The 26,163-nt window shown below is 38.5% G+C and carries 22 protein-coding genes; 14 read left to right on the top strand and 8 right to left on the bottom strand.

Going from position 1 to position 26,163, the window contains the following annotated elements; all coding sequences use genetic code 11:
- Window positions 1-32: 32 nt before the first annotated feature.
- The 3 genes from mobC to GKZ88_RS09965 are packed head-to-tail and all read right to left on the bottom strand — an operon-like array spanning window position 33 to window position 3,668.
- Window positions 33-2,021: a conjugal transfer protein MobC gene (mobC, locus tag GKZ88_RS09955; RefSeq protein WP_155102229.1), complete on the bottom strand. Its 1,989-nt coding sequence runs from the start codon at window positions 2,019-2,021 to the stop codon at window positions 33-35.
- A 19-nt stretch (window positions 2,022-2,040) separates the two neighbouring features.
- Window positions 2,041-3,291: a relaxase/mobilization nuclease domain-containing protein gene (locus GKZ88_RS09960; RefSeq protein WP_155102230.1), complete on the bottom strand. Its 1,251-nt coding sequence runs from the start codon at window positions 3,289-3,291 to the stop codon at window positions 2,041-2,043.
- Window positions 3,276-3,668 (bottom strand): plasmid mobilization relaxosome protein MobC, encoded by a 393-nt coding sequence (locus GKZ88_RS09965; protein WP_155102231.1) that lies wholly within the window; start codon window positions 3,666-3,668, stop codon window positions 3,276-3,278. The genes GKZ88_RS09960 and GKZ88_RS09965 overlap by 16 nt, the downstream gene beginning before the upstream one ends.
- Window positions 3,669-4,067: 399 nt before the next feature.
- Between GKZ88_RS09965 and GKZ88_RS09970 the strand changes: the two genes are divergently transcribed.
- The 3 genes from GKZ88_RS09970 to GKZ88_RS09980 all read left to right on the top strand — a co-directional run bounded on the left by GKZ88_RS09970 (window position 4,068) and on the right by GKZ88_RS09980 (window position 6,430).
- Entirely contained in the window at window positions 4,068-4,358 is a 291-nt protein-coding gene (locus GKZ88_RS09970; protein WP_155102232.1) for a hypothetical protein, read from the top strand.
- A 215-nt stretch (window positions 4,359-4,573) separates the two neighbouring features.
- Entirely contained in the window at window positions 4,574-6,112 is a 1,539-nt protein-coding gene (locus GKZ88_RS09975) for a DoxX family protein (RefSeq protein ID WP_155102233.1), read from the top strand.
- A gap of 60 nt (window positions 6,113-6,172) precedes the next feature.
- Window positions 6,173-6,430: a hypothetical protein gene (locus GKZ88_RS09980; RefSeq protein WP_155102234.1), complete on the top strand. Its 258-nt coding sequence runs from the start codon at window positions 6,173-6,175 to the stop codon at window positions 6,428-6,430.
- A gap of 69 nt (window positions 6,431-6,499) precedes the next feature.
- On the opposite strand, the gene GKZ88_RS09985 is transcribed toward GKZ88_RS09980, so the two are convergent.
- From GKZ88_RS09985 to GKZ88_RS09995, 3 genes are read right to left on the bottom strand one after another with little or no spacing between them, the layout of a single operon-like run.
- Entirely contained in the window at window positions 6,500-9,115 is a 2,616-nt protein-coding gene (locus GKZ88_RS09985; protein ID WP_155102235.1) for a prolyl oligopeptidase family serine peptidase, read from the bottom strand.
- The gene (locus GKZ88_RS09990) at window positions 9,102-10,493 is read right to left on the bottom strand and encodes a RagB/SusD family nutrient uptake outer membrane protein (protein WP_155102236.1); all 1,392 of its coding nucleotides are present in this window, start codon (window positions 10,491-10,493) and stop codon (window positions 9,102-9,104) included. The genes GKZ88_RS09985 and GKZ88_RS09990 overlap by 14 nt, the downstream gene beginning before the upstream one ends.
- Window positions 10,494-10,509: 16 nt before the next feature.
- On the bottom strand, window positions 10,510-13,539 hold the full coding sequence (locus tag GKZ88_RS09995; RefSeq protein ID WP_155102237.1) for a SusC/RagA family TonB-linked outer membrane protein: 3,030 nt from the start codon (window positions 13,537-13,539) through the stop codon (window positions 10,510-10,512).
- 499 nt (window positions 13,540-14,038) lie between these two features.
- On the opposite strand from GKZ88_RS09995, the gene GKZ88_RS22475 reads away from it, so the two are divergent.
- The 5 genes from GKZ88_RS22475 to GKZ88_RS10020 all read left to right on the top strand — a co-directional run bounded on the left by GKZ88_RS22475 (window position 14,039) and on the right by GKZ88_RS10020 (window position 19,091).
- Window positions 14,039-14,260, top strand: a complete 222-nt coding sequence (locus tag GKZ88_RS22475) for a helix-turn-helix transcriptional regulator (protein WP_347343867.1) — start codon at window positions 14,039-14,041, stop codon at window positions 14,258-14,260.
- A gap of 291 nt (window positions 14,261-14,551) precedes the next feature.
- A complete protein-coding gene (locus tag GKZ88_RS10005) occupies window positions 14,552-14,884 on the top strand; it encodes a hypothetical protein (RefSeq protein ID WP_155102238.1) in 333 nt (110 codons plus the stop codon).
- Window positions 14,885-14,914: 30 nt separating this feature from the next.
- On the top strand, window positions 14,915-16,816 hold the full coding sequence (locus GKZ88_RS10010; RefSeq protein ID WP_155102239.1) for a hypothetical protein: 1,902 nt from the start codon (window positions 14,915-14,917) through the stop codon (window positions 16,814-16,816).
- A gap of 37 nt (window positions 16,817-16,853) precedes the next feature.
- Complete coding sequence (locus GKZ88_RS10015) at window positions 16,854-17,906, top strand: hypothetical protein (RefSeq protein ID WP_155102240.1); 1,053 nt, start codon at window positions 16,854-16,856, stop codon at window positions 17,904-17,906.
- A gap of 138 nt (window positions 17,907-18,044) precedes the next feature.
- Window positions 18,045-19,091 (top strand): HNH endonuclease, encoded by a 1,047-nt coding sequence (locus GKZ88_RS10020; protein WP_155102241.1) that lies wholly within the window; start codon window positions 18,045-18,047, stop codon window positions 19,089-19,091.
- Window positions 19,092-19,374: 283 nt separating this feature from the next.
- Here the strand turns inward: GKZ88_RS10020 and GKZ88_RS10025 are convergent, their stop codons facing one another.
- Both GKZ88_RS10025 and GKZ88_RS10030 read right to left on the bottom strand, forming a co-directional pair.
- The gene (locus GKZ88_RS10025) at window positions 19,375-19,551 is read right to left on the bottom strand and encodes a histone H1 (protein ID WP_155102242.1); all 177 of its coding nucleotides are present in this window, start codon (window positions 19,549-19,551) and stop codon (window positions 19,375-19,377) included.
- A 75-nt stretch (window positions 19,552-19,626) separates the two neighbouring features.
- A complete protein-coding gene (locus tag GKZ88_RS10030) occupies window positions 19,627-21,282 on the bottom strand; it encodes an AraC family transcriptional regulator (protein WP_230392495.1) in 1,656 nt (551 codons plus the stop codon).
- 353 nt (window positions 21,283-21,635) lie between these two features.
- Here GKZ88_RS10030 and GKZ88_RS10035 point away from each other — a divergent pair, with 353 nt between their 5' ends.
- The 6 genes from GKZ88_RS10035 (at window position 21,636) to GKZ88_RS10060 (ending at window position 26,149) form a co-directional block, all read left to right on the top strand.
- Window positions 21,636-22,241, top strand: a complete 606-nt coding sequence (locus GKZ88_RS10035; protein ID WP_155102244.1) for a hypothetical protein — start codon at window positions 21,636-21,638, stop codon at window positions 22,239-22,241.
- 337 nt (window positions 22,242-22,578) lie between these two features.
- The gene (locus GKZ88_RS10040) at window positions 22,579-23,448 is read left to right on the top strand and encodes a helix-turn-helix domain-containing protein (RefSeq protein WP_155102245.1); all 870 of its coding nucleotides are present in this window, start codon (window positions 22,579-22,581) and stop codon (window positions 23,446-23,448) included.
- Window positions 23,449-23,504: 56 nt separating this feature from the next.
- Window positions 23,505-24,698, top strand: coding sequence for a hypothetical protein (locus GKZ88_RS10045; protein WP_155102246.1), 1,194 nt, complete (start codon window positions 23,505-23,507; stop codon window positions 24,696-24,698).
- A gap of 198 nt (window positions 24,699-24,896) precedes the next feature.
- The gene (locus tag GKZ88_RS10050) at window positions 24,897-25,358 is read left to right on the top strand and encodes a hypothetical protein (RefSeq protein WP_155102247.1); all 462 of its coding nucleotides are present in this window, start codon (window positions 24,897-24,899) and stop codon (window positions 25,356-25,358) included.
- 179 nt (window positions 25,359-25,537) lie between these two features.
- Window positions 25,538-25,822 carry a DUF4134 domain-containing protein gene (locus GKZ88_RS10055; RefSeq protein WP_230392508.1) on the top strand — a complete coding sequence of 95 codons (285 nt, stop codon included), beginning with the start codon at window positions 25,538-25,540 and terminating at the stop codon, window positions 25,820-25,822.
- A gap of 12 nt (window positions 25,823-25,834) precedes the next feature.
- A complete protein-coding gene (locus GKZ88_RS10060) occupies window positions 25,835-26,149 on the top strand; it encodes a DUF4133 domain-containing protein (protein ID WP_155102249.1) in 315 nt (104 codons plus the stop codon).
- Window positions 26,150-26,163: the final 14 nt, after the last annotated feature.

Raw genomic sequence — 26,163 nt, forward strand, 5'->3', positions numbered from 1 at the left:
CCTGCCTCAAGAAAAACTATAAGCGTACAAGGTTATTTTTCTTTTTTGAGAACCAGGGATGAAAGTGCCGGGCTTTTGATTATTCGTTCCATTTCGCTGTGGATTATTTCCTGAATCTCAATTTTGATCTGAAGATAATTTTTCTGGACGATCACATTATCAATTGTACGTATGACCGGAATTTCTTTGTAGTTATCCGTTTCTTTTTTGATCTTTTCGTGGTCGTTGATGATCTCGCAGTGGAAGGTTTTAAGCTCAATCTTGCAGTCCGGGTTATCGGCTGTCATCCCTACAAATTCCCCCGAACTCAGCGAAGAAATCTTCGACGGCGGCACTGCGGATTCGAGCTGTCTTGAACGGCTGATGGAGGTGTCGCTGCTGTTGATGGAAAGGCTTTCTCGGTCCTGCATTATCTTTCCGAATCGTTCCGAGAGCTGTTTGGCTGTATCCCCGCTGACCTGTCCGCAGACGATGTTTCCCACTATGTTAATGATCACATCGGCCTGTTCGCGCCCATAGTCCTTACGAAGCTGGCTGAAGTCCTGAATCCCCAAACAGGTGCTCACCCTGTTGCTTCTCGCCGTTGCAATCAGGCTGTCAATATTGTTGAGATAGATAGTGGGAAATTCGTCAAAAACAAGGCTGCTTTTAAGCTTTCCCTTCTGGTTTACCTGCTTGATAAGACGGCTGACAAAAAGGGAAAGCACCGCTCCGTAAGTCTGTATTTTCTGCGGATTGTTTCCCATTGAAACAATTTTCGGATCTGACGGGTTATTAATATCGAGCGTAAAATCACTGCCTGACAGCACGTAATAAAGCTGCGGGGAGGAGAGTTTTGCCAGTGAGATCTTGGCCGAGGCAATCTGCCCCTCCAGCTGGTCGACTGCCTCATTTAGGAATGCGCTGACAAAGGGATTGATCAGCACTTCGATCTCTTTTTCGGTTCTCAAAAGCGTGAAAAGACTCTCGTAATCTGTCTGGATCATTTCTATGACATGGGGCAGGGTGCAGTACTCGCCATCGTTGTATTTTCTAAGATACCATATGACTGCGGTAAGGAAATTTATCGGGGATTCCACAAAGAAATCGCCCTGTTTTTTGATCCACTCCCTGTTGAGTCCCATAAGGATGGTGCGTGCAGATTCAGCTGCGTCTGTAATGTCTGTCATTGCCGTCGGATCAAGGGGGTTGCATCGGTGTGTTCTGGAGAGGTCGTCAAAGTTTATGATATAAAATTTTGGCTCCACGGCATAAAGATGACGGAATTTCAGCCAGGCATTATAAGCTATAATGGTGAGGTCGTCGAACTTGAAATCATATATGAACATGCAAAAGCCCTTAGCGATGTGCTGGGTGATGACATGGCGGATTACGAAGTATGATTTTCCAGAGCCGGGGGTACCGGGAACCAGAATGCCGCGGAAAGGATTTATGATGTTTATCCAGCTGCGGCGCACTTTGTTTTTGAGGTGATAACGGGCAGGAAGATTAACGGAATATTCATTTTCAATCAGCCTTTCCTCCTGCGGGAAAGTTTCATTTTCCTTGTTGAAAATATCTGCTGAATCCAGCTTTCTGCGGATAATGCGAGACAGGAGCGTGCCTCCGGAAAGCGTGGTCAGATAGCCCAAAGAACACAGTGATATATATACTGCAGCACATATCCCAGTATCCAAAAACAAGGCAAAAGCCAGATAAGAACCAAAGTAAAGCAGCAATCCCAGACTGATATAATAAAATGCTGTCAAACCTTTTAGCTTTTCATTTTTTCTTCCTCTGGCTCCCATAAGGGAAATAACCAGCAGTGCGAGGGCAAAAAGTTTGGACGTATGGAAGCTGTCCAGAAGCCCCGTACGATGTATATTCTCCAGTATCCTGCAGGCAAAATCCGGAGCGAGATTCCACTTCCTGAAAGAGAGGAAGCAGTAAAAATAAAAATGAATAAGCAGCACTGTGATGCTCATCAGTCTTGTCATATCCAAAATTTTTCGAAGCGCCTGTTCATTTTCTCCTGTCTGCATGCTTATAGTTTTTTATGTGTTACTTATTATCGGACTGACCTTTTCTTCTTCTTTTTTTCCGTTTGTTTTTAAGCTCTCTAGGAACGTAATCAGACGGAGTTCCGGCGTAAAGCACATCATCAATTATCCGCTGTACTTCAGCGGCGGAAATAAAAGAACCCTGCCGGCTTACTGTACTGTCAAGAACAGCAGACTGTTTTCCAAATTCAGCATATCCGCCAAGACGCTCAAGGAGTCCTTTGGCCGCATAAGCAGGTCCAAGGCTGCTGCCGTTGAAAATGCATCTGGTGTTATGGTCCACGTAGGTCATGCCGTAGATTACCCCGTTCTCATTTTTTCTGGCTACGGCGGTTATTCCCTGGTTCGCCAGCCGGGTTTCGAGCTGAGAAAGCGTAATGGAAGGATATTTCAGCAGCAGCAGATCTACTGCATTCCGGGTTCTTTTCATGTTTGCCACACGCGCAGTTTTAGCCGCAGCAAAATTAATTTCAAGCCGGGAAAGGGTAGGCTTGGAATAAAAACTGCTGGCTTTTATCGGAACCCCTACAGCCTTTTTTTTCTCGTCCAAAATTTGGTAGATCAGCCCTTTGTTCTGAAACATTTTTGAATTTTCCTTTCCCATTTCCGCCTTCACGTTATAGAGGTTCAATACTGCGTTGAGCTCACCCAGTGTGGTGTATTTGTAATGCGGAATGACTGCATTCAATACAGAGCCGATTGCTCTCTTGGAATCTATTGCGCCGTATTTTATTCTTTCCACATCAATGGCATTAATGGGCGCCTGCCCCTGTTTTTTTCTTGAATCCGCCCGAACCAGATCAAAAGAAATCTCCAATTCTCTGCGCGCCGTTTCGGACTGGTTTCTTCCGATATTGTGCATATCAATCCTTGAGCCGTCTGCCCTCACATTTATTGTGGCAATATGGATGTGGGGATGTCGCGCATCGTGATGCTGATAGATAAGATAAGGCTGCAATCCGAATCCAATTTTATCTATATAGGAAGCAGCAATCTGCATGAGTTTTTCTTTGGATAAGTCCGTATCGGACCGGTCAAAATTCAGTGAGATGTGCACAGCGGACCGCTTCACATTTTCATTGAGCTGGAGCTGTTTTAAAAATACGCCGAGCTTAAAATTTTCTGACATTTTTTCAAGATCCATTGGATAATTTCCCTCCCCGATACACAAGGCTTTTCCCTCCAAAACTTTGTTCTCATTGTAGGTGAAGATACCTCTTATCGAGTGCCCTGTGTTTATGACCGCAACCATTTTTGGGCTAGATTTTCAATGTGTTTTTTTATTTCATCCACCAGGGAAAAATATTTGTTCCTGTCGGATTCAAAAGAAATTACCCATGTTCTGAAATCAGAAATTTCAATTAAGGTGTGGAGTTTTTTGACGCTCTGATTGAAATTATTGCCCATGAAATTCAGCTGGGTCCGCAGCATGATAAGCTCCTGCAGCAATTTATCCAGCGACTCATTCCTGTACTTCATTACAATGGGTCTGCGCAGCAGGTTCCTGCGCACGAAATCACTTCGCTTGCGGCAGGCTGATGCTTTGAAATTCCTGTCAATAAGATTGAATTCTTCATTGGTCAGCCGGATGTGGAGCCATCTGTTTCTGGTACTGTTTTTATCTTCCATGATCTTTTCATTTTCATTGTCTCAATTTCATTCAATCTTAAAGTATCACTGCCCGCGAGTTCCGAGCAGATGGGCAGCAAGATATCGGTTGTGATACAACCGGACATCTTGCTGACTGCAGAAAACCGCAGTCCGAAAGCTTCGAAAAGGCATTTTTCAGCTTTTTCTAATAGTTGGTCAATACCTGTCATACCTATTAAAATTTATAGAAAGCCCAATTCAGAAGCTGTCTTGGGATTCCAAAAAATGATAATGAACAAGCACTGAATAACTAACTGAGAGCTAAATTAGAAAAGGCAGACACGCCCTGCAATCCTCCCCAAATTTTGAGTAGGGTAGATAGGGATTATACTTTATAATTTTACGGTGAGTGAAGTATTAATTTTTAAATGATAAATTATGATTACAGCAAATGATGCTGCCAGGGTTTTTGATACGGTGCTGAGTATCCCTGGCATGAATGAGACGATGAAGATGGATCTGAAAATTTCACGAAAAAATGTTCTGCTTTTAAGCCATCTGATACAGGACGGGCTGAAGATAAGGGAAGGGTCATCGGTTCTTCTGGAGAGCATAAACGAGCAGGGAAAGGAAGAACTGGAGAGTCTCTCTCAAGAGTTCCTGCAGAAAGCAGGACTTATAGAGCTGCATGAAAAACTTGCCGGGATCAGCGCCTCGATAAAAGGCTGATTCCAAAACAAACACTATTATTAAATGCCTGCATGATTCTTACAAAATGCAGGTATTTTTTTTGATGCCTGTTAAAAAATAAAACTGCCTGATTTTCAAAGTTTTTAGCTTGATTTTTAAAGTGTTTATGAGAAATTTCGTATATACATTTGCATTGATCATTACCGACAGCATCGGGCACAAAGAAACTAGCAGTGAATTTAAAAAGCAAGATTATGACTTTAAGCAGCCGAACAAAATATTACATTACAGAAACCATCTGTCTGCTGTATATACTGCTGTTCATTTACGCCTCGGCAAGCAAACTGATGGATTTTCAGCATTTCAGAATCCAGCTGGGTCAGTCGCCTCTGCTCAGCGCTTTTACCGAACAAGTGGCAGTTATTGTGCCTGTAACCGAGATACTTATCTGCGTGCTGCTTTTGATTCCCAAATACAAGCCTGCGGGGCTTTTCGCAGCCTATGGATTAATGGTTATGTTCACGGCCTATATTTTTATAATCCTTAACTACACCTCTTTTGTACCCTGCTCGTGCGGCGGCGTGCTGGAGAAGCTGGGCTGGCAGTCTCATCTGATTTTTAATCTGTTCTTTGTTTTTCTTGCTGTTTTCGGCATAATCCTTCATGGGGGTGGCACGCATAAATTTCACTTTATAAACAAAAAAAAATTAACAGCATTATTTTCTGCTCTCACAATCAGCAGTATCAGCATAGTTGTCGTGATGTTTCTATTTTCTGAGAATATTATACATTATCATAACAGACTTACCAGACGTTTTCCCCATACCCCAATTACGCGGACAGGAGTCAATGATTTAAAACTGAATTCCTATTATTTTGCAGGAGCTGATAATTTGCATGTTTATCTTGGTAATTCCACTGCTCCTTTATCAATTACAGTTCTGAGCAGCAGACTGGTCCAGCTGGAAAAAAGCATGATTGATTTGGATAATAAGGAGCTGCCTTTCAGGGGAGTAAAAATATCGGTACGGCCTCCTTATTTTTTTGTTACAGACGGCACGGTTCCATGCATCTTCCGGGGAAAGGTGCGTGATTGGAAAGCGGAACTTGCCAGACAGAAGGGTGAGTATTTCACCACAGCCGCTGCAATTGATTCAGTAAGGATTGCCGTATTGTCAAACAGCTCGAAAACCGGAGATAATGTATTGGGAATTATTGAAACGGCAGAGCAGGGCAGAACGATTTTAAATCCTGACATCCTACAGAAGCAGACAGACGGAGTATTTGATACTGACGGTCATCTGCTCTACAGCGAAGGTATGGAAAAAATCATTTATCTCTATGCATACCGAAACCAGTTTACGATAGCTGACCGCTCGCTGAAAATCATTTCCAGAGGCACTACCATCGACACTATAGCAACAGCAAAATTAAGTATAGCCAGGGATGTGAAACACGGACAGAGGGAGCTTTCCAAACCTCCTTTGTTTGTAAATAAAAACAGTGCCGTATATAAAAATCTCCTATTTGTAAATTCAGCAATACCCGGGCTTTATGAAAACAGCAGAATGTGGAAAGAGGCAAGCATAATTGATGTGTATGATCTTGCCGCAAAAAGTTATCTCTTAAGTTTTTGCATCTACCATTATGAAGGCATGAAAATGAAAAAATTTGCTGTACAGAATGATCAGTTATACGTACTGGCAGGCAATTATATCATCAGCTATAAGATCGACAGTAAAATCACCTCAAAATATATAAAAAATGACACCGACAATCTATTGGCCAAATAGCAGGGAACTGATCGAAAACCTGTAAAAGAGTAGATCATTAACCATATAAATTTGATTATTATGAAAAATGTTTTTAAAATCGGATTGCCAATGGCAGTGGCAGCACTGGGACTGGCAAGTGCTGCAAGTACCAGCTCAATATCTGGAGGTTCCAAACCGGTAAATCAGATGGGATACAGACACATTTCAAATCCAGACAGCTGTAATGCTGTGCAGGAATGTGATGAAGACGGTGAATGGATCTGCAAGGCACCGGATAATGTAACGCAGTTATTTGAACAGGACTGTTTAACTCCGCTTAAGAGAAGCACTCCTTAATTTGTTAACTTTATAAATGATGCCGCCGTAAGTTTTGGCTTACGGCGGCATTTTATTTCTGCAATTAATTTAGTTGTAAGGACTGCTGAACCAGTCTTGTTTTTTTTCATTTTTCAGATAGCAGTTGAACCACTGCATGATGCGCAGATTTAAATCCGTTGCATTTTCATGTCTTTCCAGCTGATGTTCTTCACCAGGATATATTAAAAGAGTATGGTCTTTGCCAAGACGTCTGAGTGCCAGATAAAACTCCATGCTGTGCCTTGAATTAACATGCCTGTCTTCTTCTCCCGCCCAGCCAAGCAGAGGCGTGCTGACCTGAGAAGCCAGCAGCACAGGAGAATTTTTCAGGTAACTCTGCATGTCATCGTACAGTGATTTTCCAATGCGGAGCTGGTGGTCTTCAGCGCGGAAGAAATCCGGTCTTCTGAACATAGGGCCTGTATAGAGGTAGGCGCTTACCAGATCGGTCCACGGCGCTCCGGATACTGCCGCGGCAAAGCGGTTGGTCTGCGTAATAATGAGATCGGTTTCATAGCCTCCGAAAGAATGTCCAATCAGACCGACCTTATCGGGATTTATACTGCCTTGGGCCACAGCTGCATCAACTGCAGAAAGGACACTCTCGGTGACGGACTTTTTCAGATTGCCAAATTCATAATTGATATCGGGCAGCAGCACAAAATATCCGTTATTGGTATAGTTGTGTATATTGAATCCGTCTCCCTCGATCAGTGAAGGATTTATATAATCATTTTTGTAGCCGAACTGGCGTTCATAAATGCGGACTACCAGCGGATATTTTTCTCCCTCCCTAAAGTCTGAGGGATAGTAAAGTATGCCTTTTGTTTTTACACCGTCTGCATCGTATTCGATTTTTATATTTTTGCTCCAGTAAAAATTCTTCTGCTGGGGATTGCTCTGGAAAATTTCTTTTGTTCGGCCATTGTAGATCATGAGCATTGGAGAGGATTGAAAATTCTGCTCCAGATACATGAAAACATCCCTGCCGGAAGCTTTAGCAATCTGGTTTATTTTTTTGTTTTCCCAGACCATTTCCTTTACACCCGATTTTGAATTCCAGGTGCTCAGACCAGACGCGGGAAGTTCTTTGTCTGATGATTCCAGAAATAAGTTCCCGTTTAAATCCAGAGCATGCTTATTGGATTCGATTGGGCTGTAAACAGGATCGGAATTAAAGGACTTAATACGGAAAGACTTTTTTATTTCCCTGCCCGAGGTCAGTCTTTTTTTTGTTTTTCCATCCAGCGAAATCTTCCATAAATCGTACCTGTCGTACAGGATAATTTGTCCGTCCAGGGTCCATCCGCCAATTCCGTATGGTTTGTCTTCGGAAGGGCGGTTGTTGTCTTCTGAAAAAAAGGAAACAGGAATTTCCTGTGTGATGTTTGCATGGGAGTTTTTTACGATATCATAAATCCACCAGTGTCCGTTTTTGGCATAACAGAGATAACCTCCGTCAGGCGAGCCCGATGGTTTTTCTTCCATGCTGTAATTCCTGACCACGAGGGTTCTATTTCCATCTGCCAGATCAACCGCGTAAAGATCGTAAGGGCAGTGCTGCCTGTTCTGAGGTTCATAAGCAATGGGGTCATATATGAATGCAAATCTATAGTCTGCGCTCAGAAATCCTCGTGCTAATTCCCTGTCTGTAATCTTCGCAAGCGTGTTTTCCTGCACATTCCACAGTGCCATTTTATCGCGCATCCTGAGGTCTCCGATAAATTTCCTGTATTCAAATAAAAGTCTGTCTTTTGTATTCCAGATCTGCACTGCTTTGGGATCAATCACATCAGAGAGCGACTGTTTTTCCTTAAGCCACACAATTACTTTTTTTCCGTCTTTGGAGTGTATCTGCCTGCTGAGAAATGAATCTGCGATATCCATGTCCTTCGGAAAGCCTGCGGTTGTTTTCGGGTCCAGCACATTAAGCTTATCTGTGCTGACACTGTAATAGAAAAATTTAGAGTAATCTGGGCTGTTATCTGTGAATGAAATTCCATCTTCCTTCCAGAGCAGTTTTTTAAATGACGAACCGTGTTCTGCCAGCAGTTTTTTTCTAACGATGCCTTTCTGATATAAAATCAGTTCCATCTGCGAACTGTTATTTTCAGAAGTGCTGAAAGCAATTCCTTTCTGCTCAGGATCAAAACAGTAAGCTGTTATACCCTTTACCTGATATATAATGCTGCCTGCCCTGTTTCTGATCTCGAGATTATCTTTCTCTGTGGCTGCTTTTGCTACTATTGCGGTAAAATTATGGTCCGCCGAGAAATCAAATGCCTTTACGCCTGAAATCTTTTGGGTTTTTCCTGTTTTAAGATCACGTAAATGCATGGTGTCTTTTGAGACGCAGGCAAAATGAAATTCTGCATTGAATTTTCCTTCAATTGCATCCGGATAGTAATACCTGCGGGTGCCTGCGGTCTTCTGAAGAAAAAGACTGTCGGTGCTGCTGTACTCATAATGCAGACGATAGCTTGCCCAATTTCCTTTGCTGGAAATTTTATCAGGCACAAGGACGCTCCAAAGTTTATATTGGTCACGGGTTAGCATTCTTTTTTGGCCAGCCTGCCCCGCAGCTGCGGGACAGATTACTAACCAAAAAATGAAACAGGTAAACCTGGAAAAAATACTTGATGATATGAATTTAGTAGCTTTCATTCTGGGGATTTAGGTTTGGATTCAGCTGCAGTTCGGACTCAGGCAATGGGAGCACTCTGGCGGATGTCTTCCATTGGGGCTTGGAAATTGAAAGAACCTGGTCCAGTTTCCCTGTCCTTTTGAGATCAAAAAAGCGATGTCCTAATTCGGTGAATAGTTCCAGGCGGCGCTCCAGAAGCACTGCCTCTATAATTTCCTGCGCCGTACCGGCAGTGGTATTTCCCAAACCTGCAAGATTTCTGGTTTTATTCAAATCTTCCTTAGCCCCTATGAGATCGCCCTGATGCGCACGGGCTTCTGATCTTATCAGGTACTGTTCGGCAATACGCAGAATGACCGAATATTCAGCACTCACTGCGGTGCTGGCTTTTCTTTTGTATTTATAGGAATGATACCATACAGATGTACCGTTGGTTACCGATTTGATCCACTGTGTCTTGCGCCTGTCGCCTGTGGTGAATGCATTGAGAAGGTTATTGCTCAAAGCTGCCGAAGGCGGCGGCCCCTGCAGAAAAATAAAGTTATTCCCTTCATAAGTATTTGCTCCTGCCAGTGACGGGGTCAGCTGCCAGATCGTGGAGCGGCTTTCCTTTTCAAATAGCAGATCCAGTGTGGAAGGCCAGATGTATAAATCAGTCTGGTTAATTACTGCTGAGGCCGTATTGGAAGCCTGGTCCCAAAGCTGATTATAAAGATACAGACGTGATAGGAGCGCCTGCGCGGCAGCTCTGTTTGGACGCGACCTGTCGGCCGAAACATAATTTCTTGGCAGAAGTTCGGCGGCCTGTTCCAAGTCCTTTCTGATACTGCTGTATAGATCCTGCTCTGGCATTCTTGCCACAGTGCTGTTCTTTTTATAATCAGTTGAAGTAATATAGGGAACCGGCCCAAATGTGTTGAAAAGATAAAAATGAATCAAGGCGCGGACAAACAGCGCTTCGCCGGTCAGCTGATGTCTGTCAGCCAGCGGCACCGTTGCTGATTTTGCAAGCCCTTCCACAACCGCATTGGCGGCATAGATTTGATTGTAGCTGCTGTTCCACAGTTCGGATATCTCGGCATCGGTGTCTGTCAGGGAATTATTGTAGAAATTAGCCTGTCCCGTTCCTGAAATTCCATAATACTGAAGTTCATCGCTGTACAGGCCCAGCTGGTTTGAAAGTCCTGTCGGATATCCTGTGAGCAGTCCCTTGTCCCTTATTTTGGAATAAATATCGGTCACGGCGGCATTGGCTGTAACTCTATCTTCGAATACGGCTCCGGCTGTCAGCTGCGATGAGGGAAGCTCCACATCGGTAAAATTAGAGCAGGCTGACGCGATAACCAAAAGGAAGAGCTGCACCAGTGCAATGTCTATTTTATAATATAATGTTTTCATAATAAAAGATCTAAGGTTAAAAAGTTAGCTGTATGCTGGTGCTGAAGATCCGAAGAGGAGGCAGGAATCCGGAAACTTTAAACTCGGGGTCTATGCCTTTGTACTTGGTGAATGTCAGCACATTCTGTCCCTCAACGCTCAGTCTGCAGTTTATGCTTTTTGTCCAGCTTTTGGGCAGCTCATAGGACAAAGAGATATTTTTCAAGCGTATATAGGAAGCGTCGCTGATCGCGGCATCACTCTGTATATATCTGGTATTGGTAGTTCTTCTGGCTGCATTGCTGTCGCTGTAGCCCTGGTATGGTCCCATATCTCCTGCATTCTGCCAATGAGATGTCACGCCGCTTGGCTGGTTAGACATGGTGCCCGGCATGGGATTTCCGAAATTTTCATTGAAATTTTCCTGTTTCACGAACTGGAACAGGAAATCAAGCTCCACGCCGCGGAAGCGGAATTGATTCTGCAGTCCTCCGTAGTATTTCGGATTCAGGTCCTTAATGGTCTTTTTGTCCTCAACGGCAGTCAGGTTTCCGTCTTTATTTACATCTTCAAACTGATAGCTGCCTGCAGCATCAAGACCCGTATAATGGAATACCTTGACAAGATTCAAGGGTTTTCCGATCACATATCGGTTTTTATAAGTCGAGGCTTCAAGACTGGGAAAGGAAAGCAGTTTATTTCTGATGCTGGTAAGATTAAAACTTGAAGTCCAGCTGAAATCTCCGCTTTTCACATTTACGGTTCTGATGGCTATTTCTATTCCCATGTTCTGCACTTCGGCATCAAGATTTCCCTGAATGGAGGCAAAACCTGTCGTGCCGGGAAGGGGAATGCCTACAAGCTGGCTGGAGGAACGGTTCTGAAACCATGCAACAGATGTAAAGATCCTGTCATTGATGAAGCCGTTTTCAAGTGCCAATTCCATCTTGCGGTTGGTTTCCCATCCGAAATCAGGATTAAAAAGCCTGCTTGGCTGGAGCCCTGAAATACCTTGGTATCGTGCCGCTGAGGCAGAGTAGGTGTCTAGAAACTGGTAATCGCCTATCTGGTCGTTTCCGCTTGTCCCGTAACTAGCACGGATCTTACCGAAACTTAAAAAAGGAATGTTATCCTTTATCCATTTTTCCCCGCTGTAAATCATCGCCGCCCCGACTGCCCCGAAAGTGGCAAACTGCCTTCCGGGCCCGAATCGGCTTGATCCGTCACGTCTTCCGGTAAGATTCAGGATATACTTTCCGTCATAATTAAAATTGACCCTTGTGAAAAACGCCTGGTATTTATAGACGCTTTCATTGCTGTTCAATATTGTATTGGTCACTGCTGACTGAGGATTTTCCATCAGGCTGTTAGTGGAGAAGCCTTTGTAGTAGTTGATCAGCTGGTCTGCATTCTGCTGCTGGAAGGTAGTGCCTGCCAGCGCATCAATTGCAGTCTTTCCCAGATTTTTTGTCCATGAAAGCTTTGGCTCGATGATCCACGAGCTGCGGCTGATTTTATTGGTAAATACAGAGGAGGACTCGCTTCCCAGACCATTTGCAGGATTGTAAATCGTGTTGGGCTGCAGGTTCTGCTGCTTCTGGTTAAGAGAGGTGTATCCAAAACTTCCGCCGGCAGAAAAACCTACACCGATATCATAGGTTAGAATCGCATTTGAAAGCAGATCATAGGTATTTCCATTGGTTTTTCCGTTCAAGGGAGCCAGCGGGTTATCAAAGGTGTTGTTTTCCCAGTTCAGACTGCCTGCTGCATCGTATAGGGCGGGCGCATTTGGAGCAAGCATGGCCGATGTCTGGGTAAAATCCACAGAAGGGAGAGTACTGAACTGTCCTGCATATACTGCAGAAAAATTCAGTCTGAATCTTTTGTCTTCCGATTCATGGCTGGCGCTGAAATGCCCGCCTGCCTTTACATAATCAAAATTACCGGGAAATACGGTTGTTTCGCGAGAGTAATTGCCGCTCAGCAGAAACTGCGTTTTTTCAGACCCTCCCGAGACTGAGGACTGTATGTTAGTATAGTCTGCCGTTCCACCTATAAGCTCTTTCTGCCAGTTTGTGTTTCTGTTCTGGTCCCATGTGCCGTTTACATCATATGCTGATGCAGGATACTGTGTCACACCGTCGTTTGCAAATGCCTCTTTTCGCATTGCCAGGTAACGCGGAGTATCCAGAACATCCTTAAAGCGGGTAACCTTTCCGATTCCATTTGAGTACGATGCCGTAAAAGAGGTTTTACCGCTCTTTCCTTTGCGTGTGGTGATAAGGACAACACCGTTTGCCCCGCGCGAACCGTATATGGCTGTCGCGTCGGCATCTTTAAGCACCTCTATGGAAGCAATGTCTGATGGGTTTATGCTGTTAAGAGGACTGTTCTGGGAAGACATATTGCCCGATGTATAGGAGCTTCCGATGCTTTGGGAAGAATAAGGGACGCCATCAATAATATACAGCGGGGTGTTTCCGTCGTTTCTTAAACTGTTCAGCCCGCGTATTTCTATAGAAAATCCACTGCCTGGCATTCCTGAATTCTGCACTATATTTACTCCAGCCATGCGCCCCTGCATTGTAGCCAGCACATTAGTGACAGGCTGCGTTTCAATATCTTTGGAGGTAATTCGGGCAATACTCCCCGTTCGGTCACGTTCCTTTACGGAATAATAACCAGCATTTACCCGAACCTCCTGTAGGGTTGTAGTATCATATTCAAGTTTAATGTCAATTTTAGCCCTGTCATTTACTGGAATAAATTTTGTTTTGAATCCAATGAAAGATACTATCAATGTATCCCGAGGAGAAGCTTCAATTGAATAGTGGCCGTTGTAATCTGTGATTACGGCTGAATTCTTATTGCTTTTAAGACTGATGGTAACTCCGGGCAGCGGAGATGAGCCATCACTTACAATACCCTGAACCACATTTCGCTGGCAGGGAACGGCTTTGGAATTCCGAAAATTTCTGGAATAAATGGTGGAAAAAGACAACAGTACGCCAGCAAAAAATAGGCAATAAAGAGCTCTTCCATCCTTGGAAAATGAAAAATAATTCATAATATTGGGATTGGTTAGTTAAATATGGATTTGATTAGCTAAGGTCCTCTGCTCTAGTTTGGTCGCTGCAGCTGAGGGCCATTTTTTATGCATTAAGTAAACGACTTAATGGTCATAATATATTTTTTTTTACATTAATAAATGAGTTATAAGATTAAGCCTTCTTATAATGCGAAGTCATTTTTAATTTAAAGTATTGCTAAGAAATATAAGCGATGAAGAACCAAATAAAAAGGCGCGGAACTCAGCTTATTGACTTGAGGTACTGGAAATACCGAGGAACAATAAGTGAGCCCACGCCATAGGCGTGAGCATCTTACTTATCCTCTCGTTCCTTTTAAATTTCCAGTTTTCAAGTCGAGATTCTAAGCGAATGCTTCAAATATCTTTATGTGAAGAATCGCAAATATATAAATTCAAAAACAAATATAATGAAAAAAAATAACAACTACACATATATGTGTAGGATTAATATTTTTTTATACTGCAAATTTAACATGTGGAAGATATAGAAATAAATAAAGTACAAAAGAAGCTTGGAGCTACTATAAGGAAAATTAGAGAAGAAAAAGATCAATATTCTCAATCTAAATTGGCTGTTGAAATTGGTATGTCAGTAAATCAGGTTGCAAGAATAGAAAGAGGAGAAACCAATCCAACATTAAAAACTTTAACATTAATTGCAATAGCCTTAAAGGTTGATATTAAAGATTTGTTTTAAATATAATAGATGCTTAGGCATCTTTTTTTATGCTCAAAAAATAAATAAAATAGGTATTTATACGGTGGACTTATAATTATTAAAAGAATTATTTTGCATATTATGGAAAAGCATAAAATATAAAAAAAACATCATTGTATGTTTGGTCTGAAAAAAACAAAGGTTAAGCCAAGTCTAATTCTCGTATTTAAATTATGAGTTAACTGGCAGAATTAAACCGACAGAAAGTTGATTTTGTTGCACTCTATTTATTTTATTAATTTATTAACAACCAAAAAACAAATTTTTCTCATGGAAATAATCATTCACACCGATGATGCAAAAAAACTAGCCTCTGCAATTTTTAGCAAAATAAAAAATAAGCTTGAAACCTGGGAGGCAAAAAAAGATGAACAAGGTTATAATATATATTATCATTCCACAAAATCAAAACAATGGGAAAATGAACATTATGTAAAACCATTCGTAGAAAGTGTTAGCAATCAAAAATTATACTTCAGAGTCACTGAAATTGAAGGTGTAAAATTGGATTTTCAAAATGATTTCGGGTATTTATTAGGACGATTTATCGAAGTGCTAATCGTTCATTTTTCAGATGAATACAATAAAATTGAAATAAAATAATTTCTGCCTGCAATTGATAAAGAAACCATTATGAGTACACCTTCATATCTAAACGAAGAAGTTAAAGCATTTTGGCAGCATGCCATTACGCAGGCAAAAGCTGACAGGGAAAGATATTTTAGCTGGATAAAAGATGAAATAAAAACAGCTGTTTTGCTGATAAACAAATATGATAAAATTTATGTTTTAGGAGGATTAGGATCAAAGCTTATTGCAGCGAGCCCGAATCTTTATAACCAGCTGATGGAAGGTTATACTGGCCAGGATATGGAGGAGGCGCAAAAAGAAAGAATGGTAGAAGATGAAGAAATTGAAGTCCTGCTTGAATATGCCATAAATATAGCCACTGCGGAGGCAAATTCCAAAATTGGAATACTTCCAACCGAAGATGATATTCTTGAAATAAAAGGCCAGCTATCAAAAATAAAGATGAATATCAACTTTTATGAAAAGTCCGCAGAATATCCTAAGGATGGAACAGAATTCGATCATTGGCTAAAACTTGCTGTTATGGAAGATGCAATCCATGTCCGGGGTGATGGGTATCAATCCCATATTTCAGAAATTTATGAAGAAACATTCGGATTCCATAATAACTTTCTGCAGCAGTATTACGGTTTTGATTCTACAGATATTTATAATACGATTAAAAAACTTGATTTATTGGTTGGTTCTAAGATCGGAAATGCTTTCGGGGGTTCATTGGCGCATCAAAGATTTATTGAATGGAGTGACGAAAAAGGTGAAGATGCTGTCAAGGAGGAAATGATGTCGACAGGAAAGCACTTTATGCAGCAATTTGTTTCTGAGAATTTAGATTTGTTTGATGACGAGCATCCGGAAGGGCCTTCACTACTTTCTCTGGATCTAATTGAAGGCTACAATAGATTGTTTTGGGTTATTCCTAAGACTGAAAAAGAAAAAAGGATTTTTGAACTGCTATCGCATAAATTTGGAGACAATTCAGAATTTTTAAAAGGCAAGTTTGGCGGTTTTATTTTAGGCGATTCGGTGAGCCAGACCAAACCGCTAATTCAGATTGGGGATAAATTCTACTGTTTTTCCTTAAGTCTTCCCTTTAGAAACATATTCAATATTACCGCAAATCTATTGGAGTCAGCAGATCCTATATATTACGAGCATTCATTTAAAGGCAATTCATTTTTAAATTCACGCGATAATTATATCGAAAGGAAAACAAAACAATTATTTGAGAAGTTTCTGCCCAACGCAGAATTCTACCATTCATTAAAATACAATATAACAGAGGATGGTTTAGCTAAAGAACCTGAATTAGATATTTTAGGTATTAGTCAGGACACAATTTACATTATTGAAGTTAAAGCCGGCGAACTTAATAAAAAGCATCGACGAGGTGCTGTTAAGGGATTAAAAGACAGGCTAAAAGAGACAGTAAATGAAGGTTCATTTCAATGTCATAGAGCTGAAAAATACATTGAAAACAACGATAGTCCAGAATTTAGATATATTGCTGATTCAAAGTTAAATACATTAAAAATTGACAAATGTAACCAGTATAAGATTATCAAAATTTCTGTAATGTATGAACATCTCTCAACTGTATCGGTTAATCTAAAATATTTAATAGAATCTGGGGTGCTAAGCGCTGATTATAAATGGACATGGATCGTCTCACTTTATGATCTGATGATATTTTCCGATTTAATCGAAAATGAAAAGGATTTTGAAGATTATATCGAAAACCGATTTGGCCTGTATGAAAGAAATGATGTTGAATTTCAGGATGAAATAGATATTTTAGGGTTCTTTTTAGAAAATAAATTCCCTTTGGCCGCTGAGAACAAAAATGAAAAGATTTTTATTTCTTCATATCGTGATGACATTGAAAACTACTACACCAAAAAAGATTTAGGGATGCCCGGAGTTGTCAAACCAGCTAAAAAAAGGTGAAAGAACTTAAAATTACGCTTAAGAAAAAAGCTTACAAATGAATGAAAGAGAAATTATAATCGAAAATCAAAGAAAAATTTTGATGGAGGAGCAAACCAGAGAGTTGCAGGAGAATGAAGAATTAATTAAAAATTTTATAAGTGACTGCAATAAGTTAAAAATTCCTATTACTATTTCTGATATAAAATTTATTTCCAAAATTGGTATTGTCGCAACTTATCCCGATCTGCTTACTTTACTAAATAAGAAAATTAAAGTCGATAAAGAGGAATTAGTTTCATTTAAAGTATTAGACAAAGAATTTACAAAAAAAACATGGGCTCCGGGCTATTTTGCCGCCAAAAACTTTATGGCAATGGCACACCCATACTTTAGAAGGGGTCATTATAAAAATGAAGCTTTTGCTCCAAGGTTTCTTGAAATTTTCTGCAATTATATTTCAACCAAAAACGACAAATATCTTGGACTTGATTTAGACAGAGTTCGAATTAATCTTGACAGCAGAATGCTAATGGAATTTGACAGCTGGTATGGTTCCAAGTTTGATCAAGATATTTCAAAGATTGAAGACGGAATTACCAAATTAAGACCTCCTGTAGATTTAGAACCCGCAGAAATTGATTTCTTATTTGGAAACGTTTATTCATTAGATATTAAGTGGTATACCAAAGAATCAGTTGAAAATAATATCAATACCAAAATTAAGGTTTTTCAGGCAGAAGAATTTAAAGAACCTGAATGCAGAATTATAAAAGATGGAAATGAATATTTTCCCGCAAAATACATCCATGCAGAATTTGATCTTAAAAATGGTACGTTCAGGCATTTGGATGGAGCCATTCATTTTTATACTGAGAAAGAGTATTTTCAGCGTAGGGAAACCGACTTTAATCACAATGACAAAAATCCATCAAAAATAAAAACTCTTTCCCAGAAATTATTTAAAGTTAACGGCGAGATTCATGTTAACGATTGGGTTGAATTAACTAGTCATTATTTGGCCGGCAATCCCTTAATTTTTGAATATTTTGAAGGTAAATTGCCTGATAAAATAATAGAAATGGTAGAAAAAATTAGATCTCAAAAGTAAAAAAGTGCTGGCATGGGTATATTTGGCAGCAAACATTTTCCTAATTAAATGATATAATAAAAAAACATTTTCAGAATATCTCATTTTTATTTTTAAAATAGGATTATTCTGATGTAATCTAATCACCATTTGTATAATATGAAATGCTATTTAACAGGAATTGAAATTACAGACGAAAATAAATCTTTGGAGCATATACTGCCAAACGCTCTTGGAGGGCAGCTAAAAAGCAGAAACATTTTAAGCTCAAAAGCGAATTCAGACCTCTCAGTATTAATCGACACTCCCTTTAATAAAATATTTGAGAGTATATATAGAAGACTTCCCTTAGAGAAAGACAGAAAATCATCGCGAGGAATAGTAGGAATGCATCAAAAATTTAATGAAGAAATAGTCTTCAAGGATAACAAATGCTTTCCAAGAAAACCTGTATTCGATCATGAAAAAAATGCTGTATATGCACAGTCAGAAAAAATTGGCAAAGGATATATCGAATATTTGAAAAAAAAAGGAGAAATAAAGACGGAACAAGAAATAAAAATCTGGACAGATCTTTCAGGAGAAGTCAGCTTTGATTTTGAAATTGTGAACAAAATTTTTCCTTTTGGGTTTGCAAAGATTGCAGCTGGTTTTGCAACATTTAAAGGTGTTGACAGAAATAACCTTAAATGTATTCTGGATTTGGACAATGAAAGATTCAGAAATGATATTATGATATTACCATTTTACCCTTTTACTCCTCAAGAGGTAATTTTTGAAAACAGATCCCATAAATCAATGCATTATCCGCTTCATACTATTGTTTTAAAAAGCTTAAAGCAAGATGGGATTTTATACTGCTATATTGAACTGTTCAGCACATTTCAATATATTGTCATACTAGACGACAATTACCATGGAGATGAAATTTACCACGAATACATCTATGATTTACTGAATTCTGAAGAGATAACTTTTGAAACATATTTAAACTCCGTAATTGATGAAAATGTCTTGAAGAAAATGTTTCTTAACTATAAAGATTTTTCTTTAGAAGAATTAAATAAAATTGCGCAACATGTGACGGCACAAGAAGGAAGTTTACGGCACTATTGCTATTACAAATTTCATCAGCTTGAGTCTTTTGTAACGTACCTATCCATTACAACGAAATTAGATTTACTTGATAGATTATTAAGCAAGTAATAGTATTTAAAATATTAAACCAAATGATGCTGAAATCATCTGTAAGAACATAATATTTCTCAGCCCCGATTGAAGCGAAAATCCTTTTCTGCCGGGTTTCGGCATCAAAGATTGCAGCATAAAGCGGGAAAAGGCTGTATGAAAAAATAGCTTTAGGCTTTAAAAAAGTAACTTCGCACCTTTTAAGATGACAACAACAGCCTAGGTATTAGAAATAAAAATCAAATAAAAATGGGGCCTACAAAGCCCCATTCCCCTTTTAAATAAGCAAGTCTAAAAAAAATTATTTCTTAGATTCCTTAATAGAAACTTTTCTAAACTCCTTTAAAAGTTTTTCAATTTCCAATGATGATTTTCTTGCTCTAGCTCCGGCAGCTTTAACTCCTTTTTCAGCCAATGCTTCAGATTCTGTTTTAAATGTTTCGATTTCGGCGTTGATTTTTGCAACAAGGTCTTTCATAGTACAATTTTTTATTTAAGTGAGCAAAAATATAATTTTGCTGTTACTGCAAACGAGTTTAATTAAAAATTATTTTTATGGATTATCTTTTTTAAGCTGTTTAATGAAATAGCTGACTGAAATTCCTGCCCTGGATTGAAATGCATTTGTAAATCTTGGAGTAGAGGAGAACCCAGCTTCTTCACCTAAAGAACTTATGGTGTAATTTCTATGCAGTTTAGAATTACGAAGTAGATCAATCAGATAGTCAATCTTTAAATCATTTATATAATCTACAAAACCTTTCTCTCTAAAACTATAAATTACTTTCGATAAGTATTTACTGTTGGAATTAAATGCTGCAGTCAGCGAACCAAGGGTTAAATCCTTATCTAAAAACTTCCTGTCTTTCTCAAATTTTTCCAGCTGTCGTAAAATACTTTGAACCGCATCCTCTGAAATATCTGAAATTTGAAATCTTTCAGGGATATGCTTTTGTACTTTCTTCTTTTCAATTTTTTCCAAAAGGGCATCATATTTTAACTTATTGCGTTTCTTATTTTCAAAGTGATTAAATGTGCCCAGCAGTACTGCTGAAAAGAGTATCACAACTATACCAATTAAAATAACATCATAGTATTTTTGCAGTATCAGCTGCTTTTGGATTTTTTCTTTCTCAAGCATGATTTCCTTAGTGTCATATTCTTTGTGAATTTTGCCCATTAGATACTTATTGGTATCTATTAGTATAGAATCAGCTTTTAGAAGCTGGTCTATATAATAGAGCTGGGATTTCAAGTTATTTTCTTTCTTGTAATATTTAATCATTAATTCAAAAACTTCTCTTAAGTCCGGACGAATGTAGCCTTTCTCAATAAATACCTTTTCCACCTTTTTGAAATAAGGAACAGCTTTTGCCGGCTGCAGGAGTTTCCAGTAGTTTTTTCCAATATAAAAATTGGCAATTGATTCATTTGCAAATTCTGTCATGCTGTTTAACTGCGGCATTACTTCCTGGAGCAATTCAATAGAAGTGTGATAATTATTTAGAAAGTACTGGTTGATTCCTTCGGAGTGTTTAAAAAATAATTCCATCTCCGGAATATTAAGCCGTTCACATTCTTTAATTCCCAGTGCATTAGTTTCGGAGCATTTACTGTAATCTCCAGTCATGTTGTAACAAACACCAAGTGAATGCAGAGAATTCAAATAGGGACGAGCCTGATTTTTTTTAAAATATTCAATGCAGTCATTAAAAAGAGAAATTGCTTCATCATAAAATCCGAGATAAAATTTAATCTGCGCAATATGATATTTGGTTTTATAAATCAAGTAATCATTTTCAGTTTTAGAAATGTTTTCATTTGCTTTAATATAATAATCATAAGCTTTTACAAAGTTTTTCTGACTGTAGTATACTATCCCTTTGGAAAGCTGGGCGGATCCAATGAGTTCATTACTTCTTGACTTTACTGCTGTCTGCACCATGCTGTCTGCATATTTCAATCGGAGGTTCATAGGGGATTGATGCAGCAGGTTTTGATACGCATTAACGGTCTCTTCCAAATTCTTTTCCTTTTTTGCTTTATGTAAGTATGCGTATAAATAAGGAGATGCTTTCAAGCTGTCATTTTTGTTTTCATAGATCTTATCATCCAGATACGTATAAGTTTTGGAAATAAGTGAATCCGCATCTCTGTTTGAAATCGTCTGTGCAGTTAGTGATTTACTTAAAAAAAATAAAACCAGCAATACAGGTAATTTAAATTTCATAATCCATGGAAGCTTTAGGTTTATGCCTCGAAGCAGGCATAAACAGATTAGTAGAGAAAAATGCGGAAACTTTCTGTGAGAAGCGTTCAAAAATACTGTAAATATTTGGATTACAGTGAAATAATGTAAGAAAAATACTTTATTGATTTCATGGAAATCGATAGTGGATTTTCCGAAAACCCACATACATGTTCTTGATTTATGATTTTTTGCAATTTAGATTTGCCTTGAATTCAACAGCAAAAGATTCAGTAAAGTACTGAACAAAAGTTCTGCTGGCCCGGGTAAAATGGACTGAGACAAGTTCTCAATTTAACAAACCATTTTACATTATGAAAAATTTATTATTAACTGGTTTAATTATTTTTTTAGGTTCATGTTCTAATGACGATTTTGACAATTCTAGTTCAGGGCTGGTTTCCAACGAAGCAGTCAGCAGAGAGAAAACAGCGGATTTTAAAACTGGGTCCGCTTTAGAAAAAGACCTTAAGGAAGTTCCGGCGGGAGATTACCTACTTCTAATTCCTGCCCAATTAGAAGAAACGATCATTTCGGTACTCAAAGACCAAACTGGACGAAATGAACTAAGGACTTTTGATAAAAGCAGTTCTGATTTAGATACAATTTCTTCTACAGAGGATCCTGTTTCAACACTACTTATAATTGTTGATGAAAGTACACTCGGATCATCATTGAAACTTGATATGAAGGGGTATATAGTTAATCTTGGAAATCTTCGCGGACAGCAGTACCAAATTGTAGACGATTTTATAATTCAATACGAGATTGCCAAAAGACAGGATTCAACGCTTCTAACAGGTGAAAAGGAAACCGTTCTGTCTATTTCTTCTATTTCCGAAGCAGTTTTATTTAGTGAAAAGGACAGAAAGGACAGGGATTGGGAGACGTCCACCACAAGTAAAGGTACCAGAAATTAAATATGTTACGAGGTTACTCAAGTTGAATAACTTCCTATTTTAATATAGTTGATTAATGATTTTCCAATCTATTTGATTTATGAAAAAGAGAGCTTTGTTTTATATTTTACTGTTCCTTTTTAATCTTTGCAGCCTTTATTTTATAATGAAGCTTTTTGCTGCTGATAAGCTGGTCCAGCACGTACTTTACAATGACAACATTAGTGAGAGCCCGAGATTAACGGCGTATGTTTTATACATCTGCTGTCTGTCTAATTTATATTTCCAGTTTTTTACGTGGATGGAATATTTTTTCAAGGATAAAATCTAAAAGAAGATCTGAACAAAAAGAGCAAAAATGATTAGAGAAATCTTAAATACTGAGATTAAAAGCATTGAAAATGATGGTGTTGATGTGGTATATATTACAGACTACAAGATGAAAAATATTGTGTCTGTTCCATTTGCCGTTTCAAATTTTTCAGTGCTTTTAATCAAAAGTGGTAAAATGAATATCAGATTCCATGACGAAACCAATATAGTCAATCGGAAAGATTTATTGGTAATCCCATTTAATTCCATTTGTACAAAGCTTGAGGCGACGGATAACATCCAGCTTTATCTTGTAAGGACAAATTTTGATTTTGCATTTAATAACTGTTATGAGAAAGAGCTTTCTGATGCTTTTAGTTTTCTTATGTTAAAATCAGATCGAAAGATTAGTCTTCAAAAAGCGGACTTTAAAGTTTTGTCGCTTATTTATAAATTATTGTATGCATTGCAGAACAGCGATGACAAACCAGAAGTAATTATCAAGCTGCGCCGGATATGTTTTAATTTATTTATATATGAACTCAAGTTTATACATTCGAAATATAAACCAGACTTAACTCTTGATTTTTCAAGAAGAGAAAGTATTGTAATACAATTCCTGACTATACTTTCAATACATTTGAGGAAACAGCATCATGTGCAGTTTTATGCAGGTGCTTTATTTATCACTCCAGGTCATTTGAATAAGATGGTAAAAGAGAGCACCGGTAAAACAGCGAAAGCATTTATTATTGAAGCTCTTGTCAATGTTTCGAAAAATCTTCTTACGGACTCAAGCTATTCCGTGTCTAATATAGCCGATGAACTAGAGTTCAGCAGTGCTGAAAACTTTGGCGTGTTTTTTAAAAGACATACCGGCATGCTGCCAACCGAATTTCGTTCAAATAAAAAATAAGCTGCCTGAATCGCTCCTCATTCTGCCAAAGATTGTTTAATTAAAACAATAAGACGATGATTAAAATATATCCTTTGGAATGGTTCGATTCGTTGATTTTAAATTCATTTGATACTGATAATTTTTCTGTAAAAATATCGGAACATGAACTGGAAAATTTGAGTAAAACAATAGTGTCTGAATCAAAAAAAATCAAAATTCATATTAAAGATTCTTTTTTTGAGCTGAAAAGCAAAAGGCAGATTAGACTTCATATTAGAAAATATCATACTTCATTGGTTTTTTTGATAGATCGGGTAGTAGAAATAAGAATGATCGAAAAATTCAATTCCCCTGAATTTTTTAGAATATTTGACCTGATAGCCAGTTCCCTCGATGATTTGGTGTCATTTGTAGAAATAAGATATTCGGCCTTTATGAGTCTGGACCAAAGGGTGTCGCACAGCTATTTTTCGATCTGGAAAAAAGAGACACTTGAGGCTTTAAAGAATCTAAGTAATAAAAAAGAAAATACAGAGGAAATTGATCCCGAATTGGAATTTGTTGTTAATCTTCTTGCTGCACCCCTACAAAGCTGCAGAAAGAGTAAATATACCTACCGCCAGATTTTGTATTACAGAGAGATAATCAGCGAACTTGAAAAATTAAATTATCCAATTACGGAATCAGAAAGTTTTTCTAATCTTGATCTTATGCTAATAAGAATGAATTTTAACTGCAGAGAATATATTGAAAGACTCGTGACCAGAATAGGCAGGTATTTGGAAGTTTTTGGGAATTTATCTGAAAGACTTGAAAACCTGCTGTACTTCTGCAAGAAACTTTCTAAAATAAACGCAGATATAAGATTAACCTTTAATCCATCCCAACAGAATCTGATTTCATTTTTGGAATACTGGTTCTCCAGCGAAATCAGATATGCTGAAAAAAAGGCAGCAATTCTAATGCAGGAGCAGCTTGGTGCTACTATTGAAGGTGAATTTGTAGAGAAGGCAGATTCAAAACTTGAATGTGTACTTTCTGGAGATCAGATTGGACTTATTTTAAGGGCGACAGATGAGGCGAGAATTATTAAGGCCAAGTCCATGAACTACATATTTAAAAGTATAGTGCCTTATCTCTCTACTCCGGTAAAGAGAAATCTTTCTTACCAGTCAGTCAGAAGCAAATCATATAATGCAGAAGAGCGTGATAAGGAAATTGCGATTGAAAGTCTTGAGAAAATTATCCGTAAGATAAAAACGTACTAGATTTTATTGCCGTGTATCATTTGACACCCCTTTAAATTCAGGCATTTTGAAAGGGTACAAAAAGGGTACAGAAAAGTTGTACTTGTAGAAAGTTTATTCTTATCGTTCCTTTGGCCTGTAGAATAAATCCCATCAACATTTAACAGATGGTGATTTTCATAGAGGAGGATAAAATGTTGAACGATAAAATGAGGAGCTATGTTTACAAATATTTCATGGGGCAATTATCTGGCCGCGGCCGGTATTGCCATAATTATCTGGTATCTAATAATCTTACTGAAATTTCACAGTCGTGATTTAAAAAAAATCTTATCAGGCGAAATGAAACTGCAGATACCATTTCTAAAAAAAACTTCTAAAAATTTACAGGAAATTAGGTCCATATCCGATTCATTTCCGAAATCTTTTGATACACTGCAAGATGCGGAAAATCTATCGCAGCGTATTAAAGAAGCAGTTAAAGAAAGTGCAGAAAAACGGCTGACCAAACAGCAGTTTCAAAACTACCTGCGAATGCTTCTGGATGAATACCCTTATATCAAAATTTCTTCCCTAAGAGAAAACATTAACCAACTAATGGTCTTTGAATCTCAAAAGCATCCCAATCTCCTTTTAACTCTAAGCGAAGCTGACAGTCTCTGGGATGGACCAGTATTTTAAAAAATTCAGAGGAGGAATATTCCCCGTTCACTCTTGTGCGGTATGGCTTTATGTGACAGGAAAAATGGAGCTGCGACGGCGGTATTCCTCTTCTTTTTGTTAAAGAATAACTTTAAAAATGATTTGTGATGAAAAAATGCAGATGGAAATTAAAAAGTCTTTTTAGACGAATTAGAGCTATGGGATCGTCACTGCTGATGATTTTGATTAGTAATGTTATGTACAGCCAGGACGGTGTGGCGGGAATCAATGAAGCCAACCAGAAAGTCAGAAGTTACTTTGATGCGGGAACCGAATTAATGTACGCAGTTGGTGCGATCCTCGGGCTTATCGGCGCGGTAAAAGTATACCAGAAATGGAATGCCGGAGACCCTGATACCGGGAAAGTTGCGGCAGCCTGGTTTGGTAGCTGTGTGTTTCTGGTGGTGGTAGCTACGGTCATAAAATCCTTTTTCGGTGTTTAAACTATAGAGAAGATGAGCAACAGTGTTTATTCTATCAATAAAGGAATCAATCAGAGTATTGAATTTAAAGGGCTTAAAGCGCAGTACATCTGGTATTTGGGCGGAGGTGTTGTCGGTCTTATGATCCTGTTTGCCGTCCTGTATATAATTGGAATTCCTTCTTTTATATGCATTGGTTTTATTGGAACGGCAGGAGCTTTTCTTGTTTTTAAAATATACAGAATGAGTAATACTTACGGCGAATACGGCATGATGAAGGCTCTGGCAAAAAAACAGGTTCCGAAGTGGATCAAAGTTTACAGCAGAGCGGTTTTTGTAAAGTTATAACCATAAAACGTTAA

The organism is Flavobacterium sp. LC2016-01, from assembly GCF_009711135.1.
GTDB lineage: Bacteria > Bacteroidota > Bacteroidia > Flavobacteriales > Flavobacteriaceae > Flavobacterium.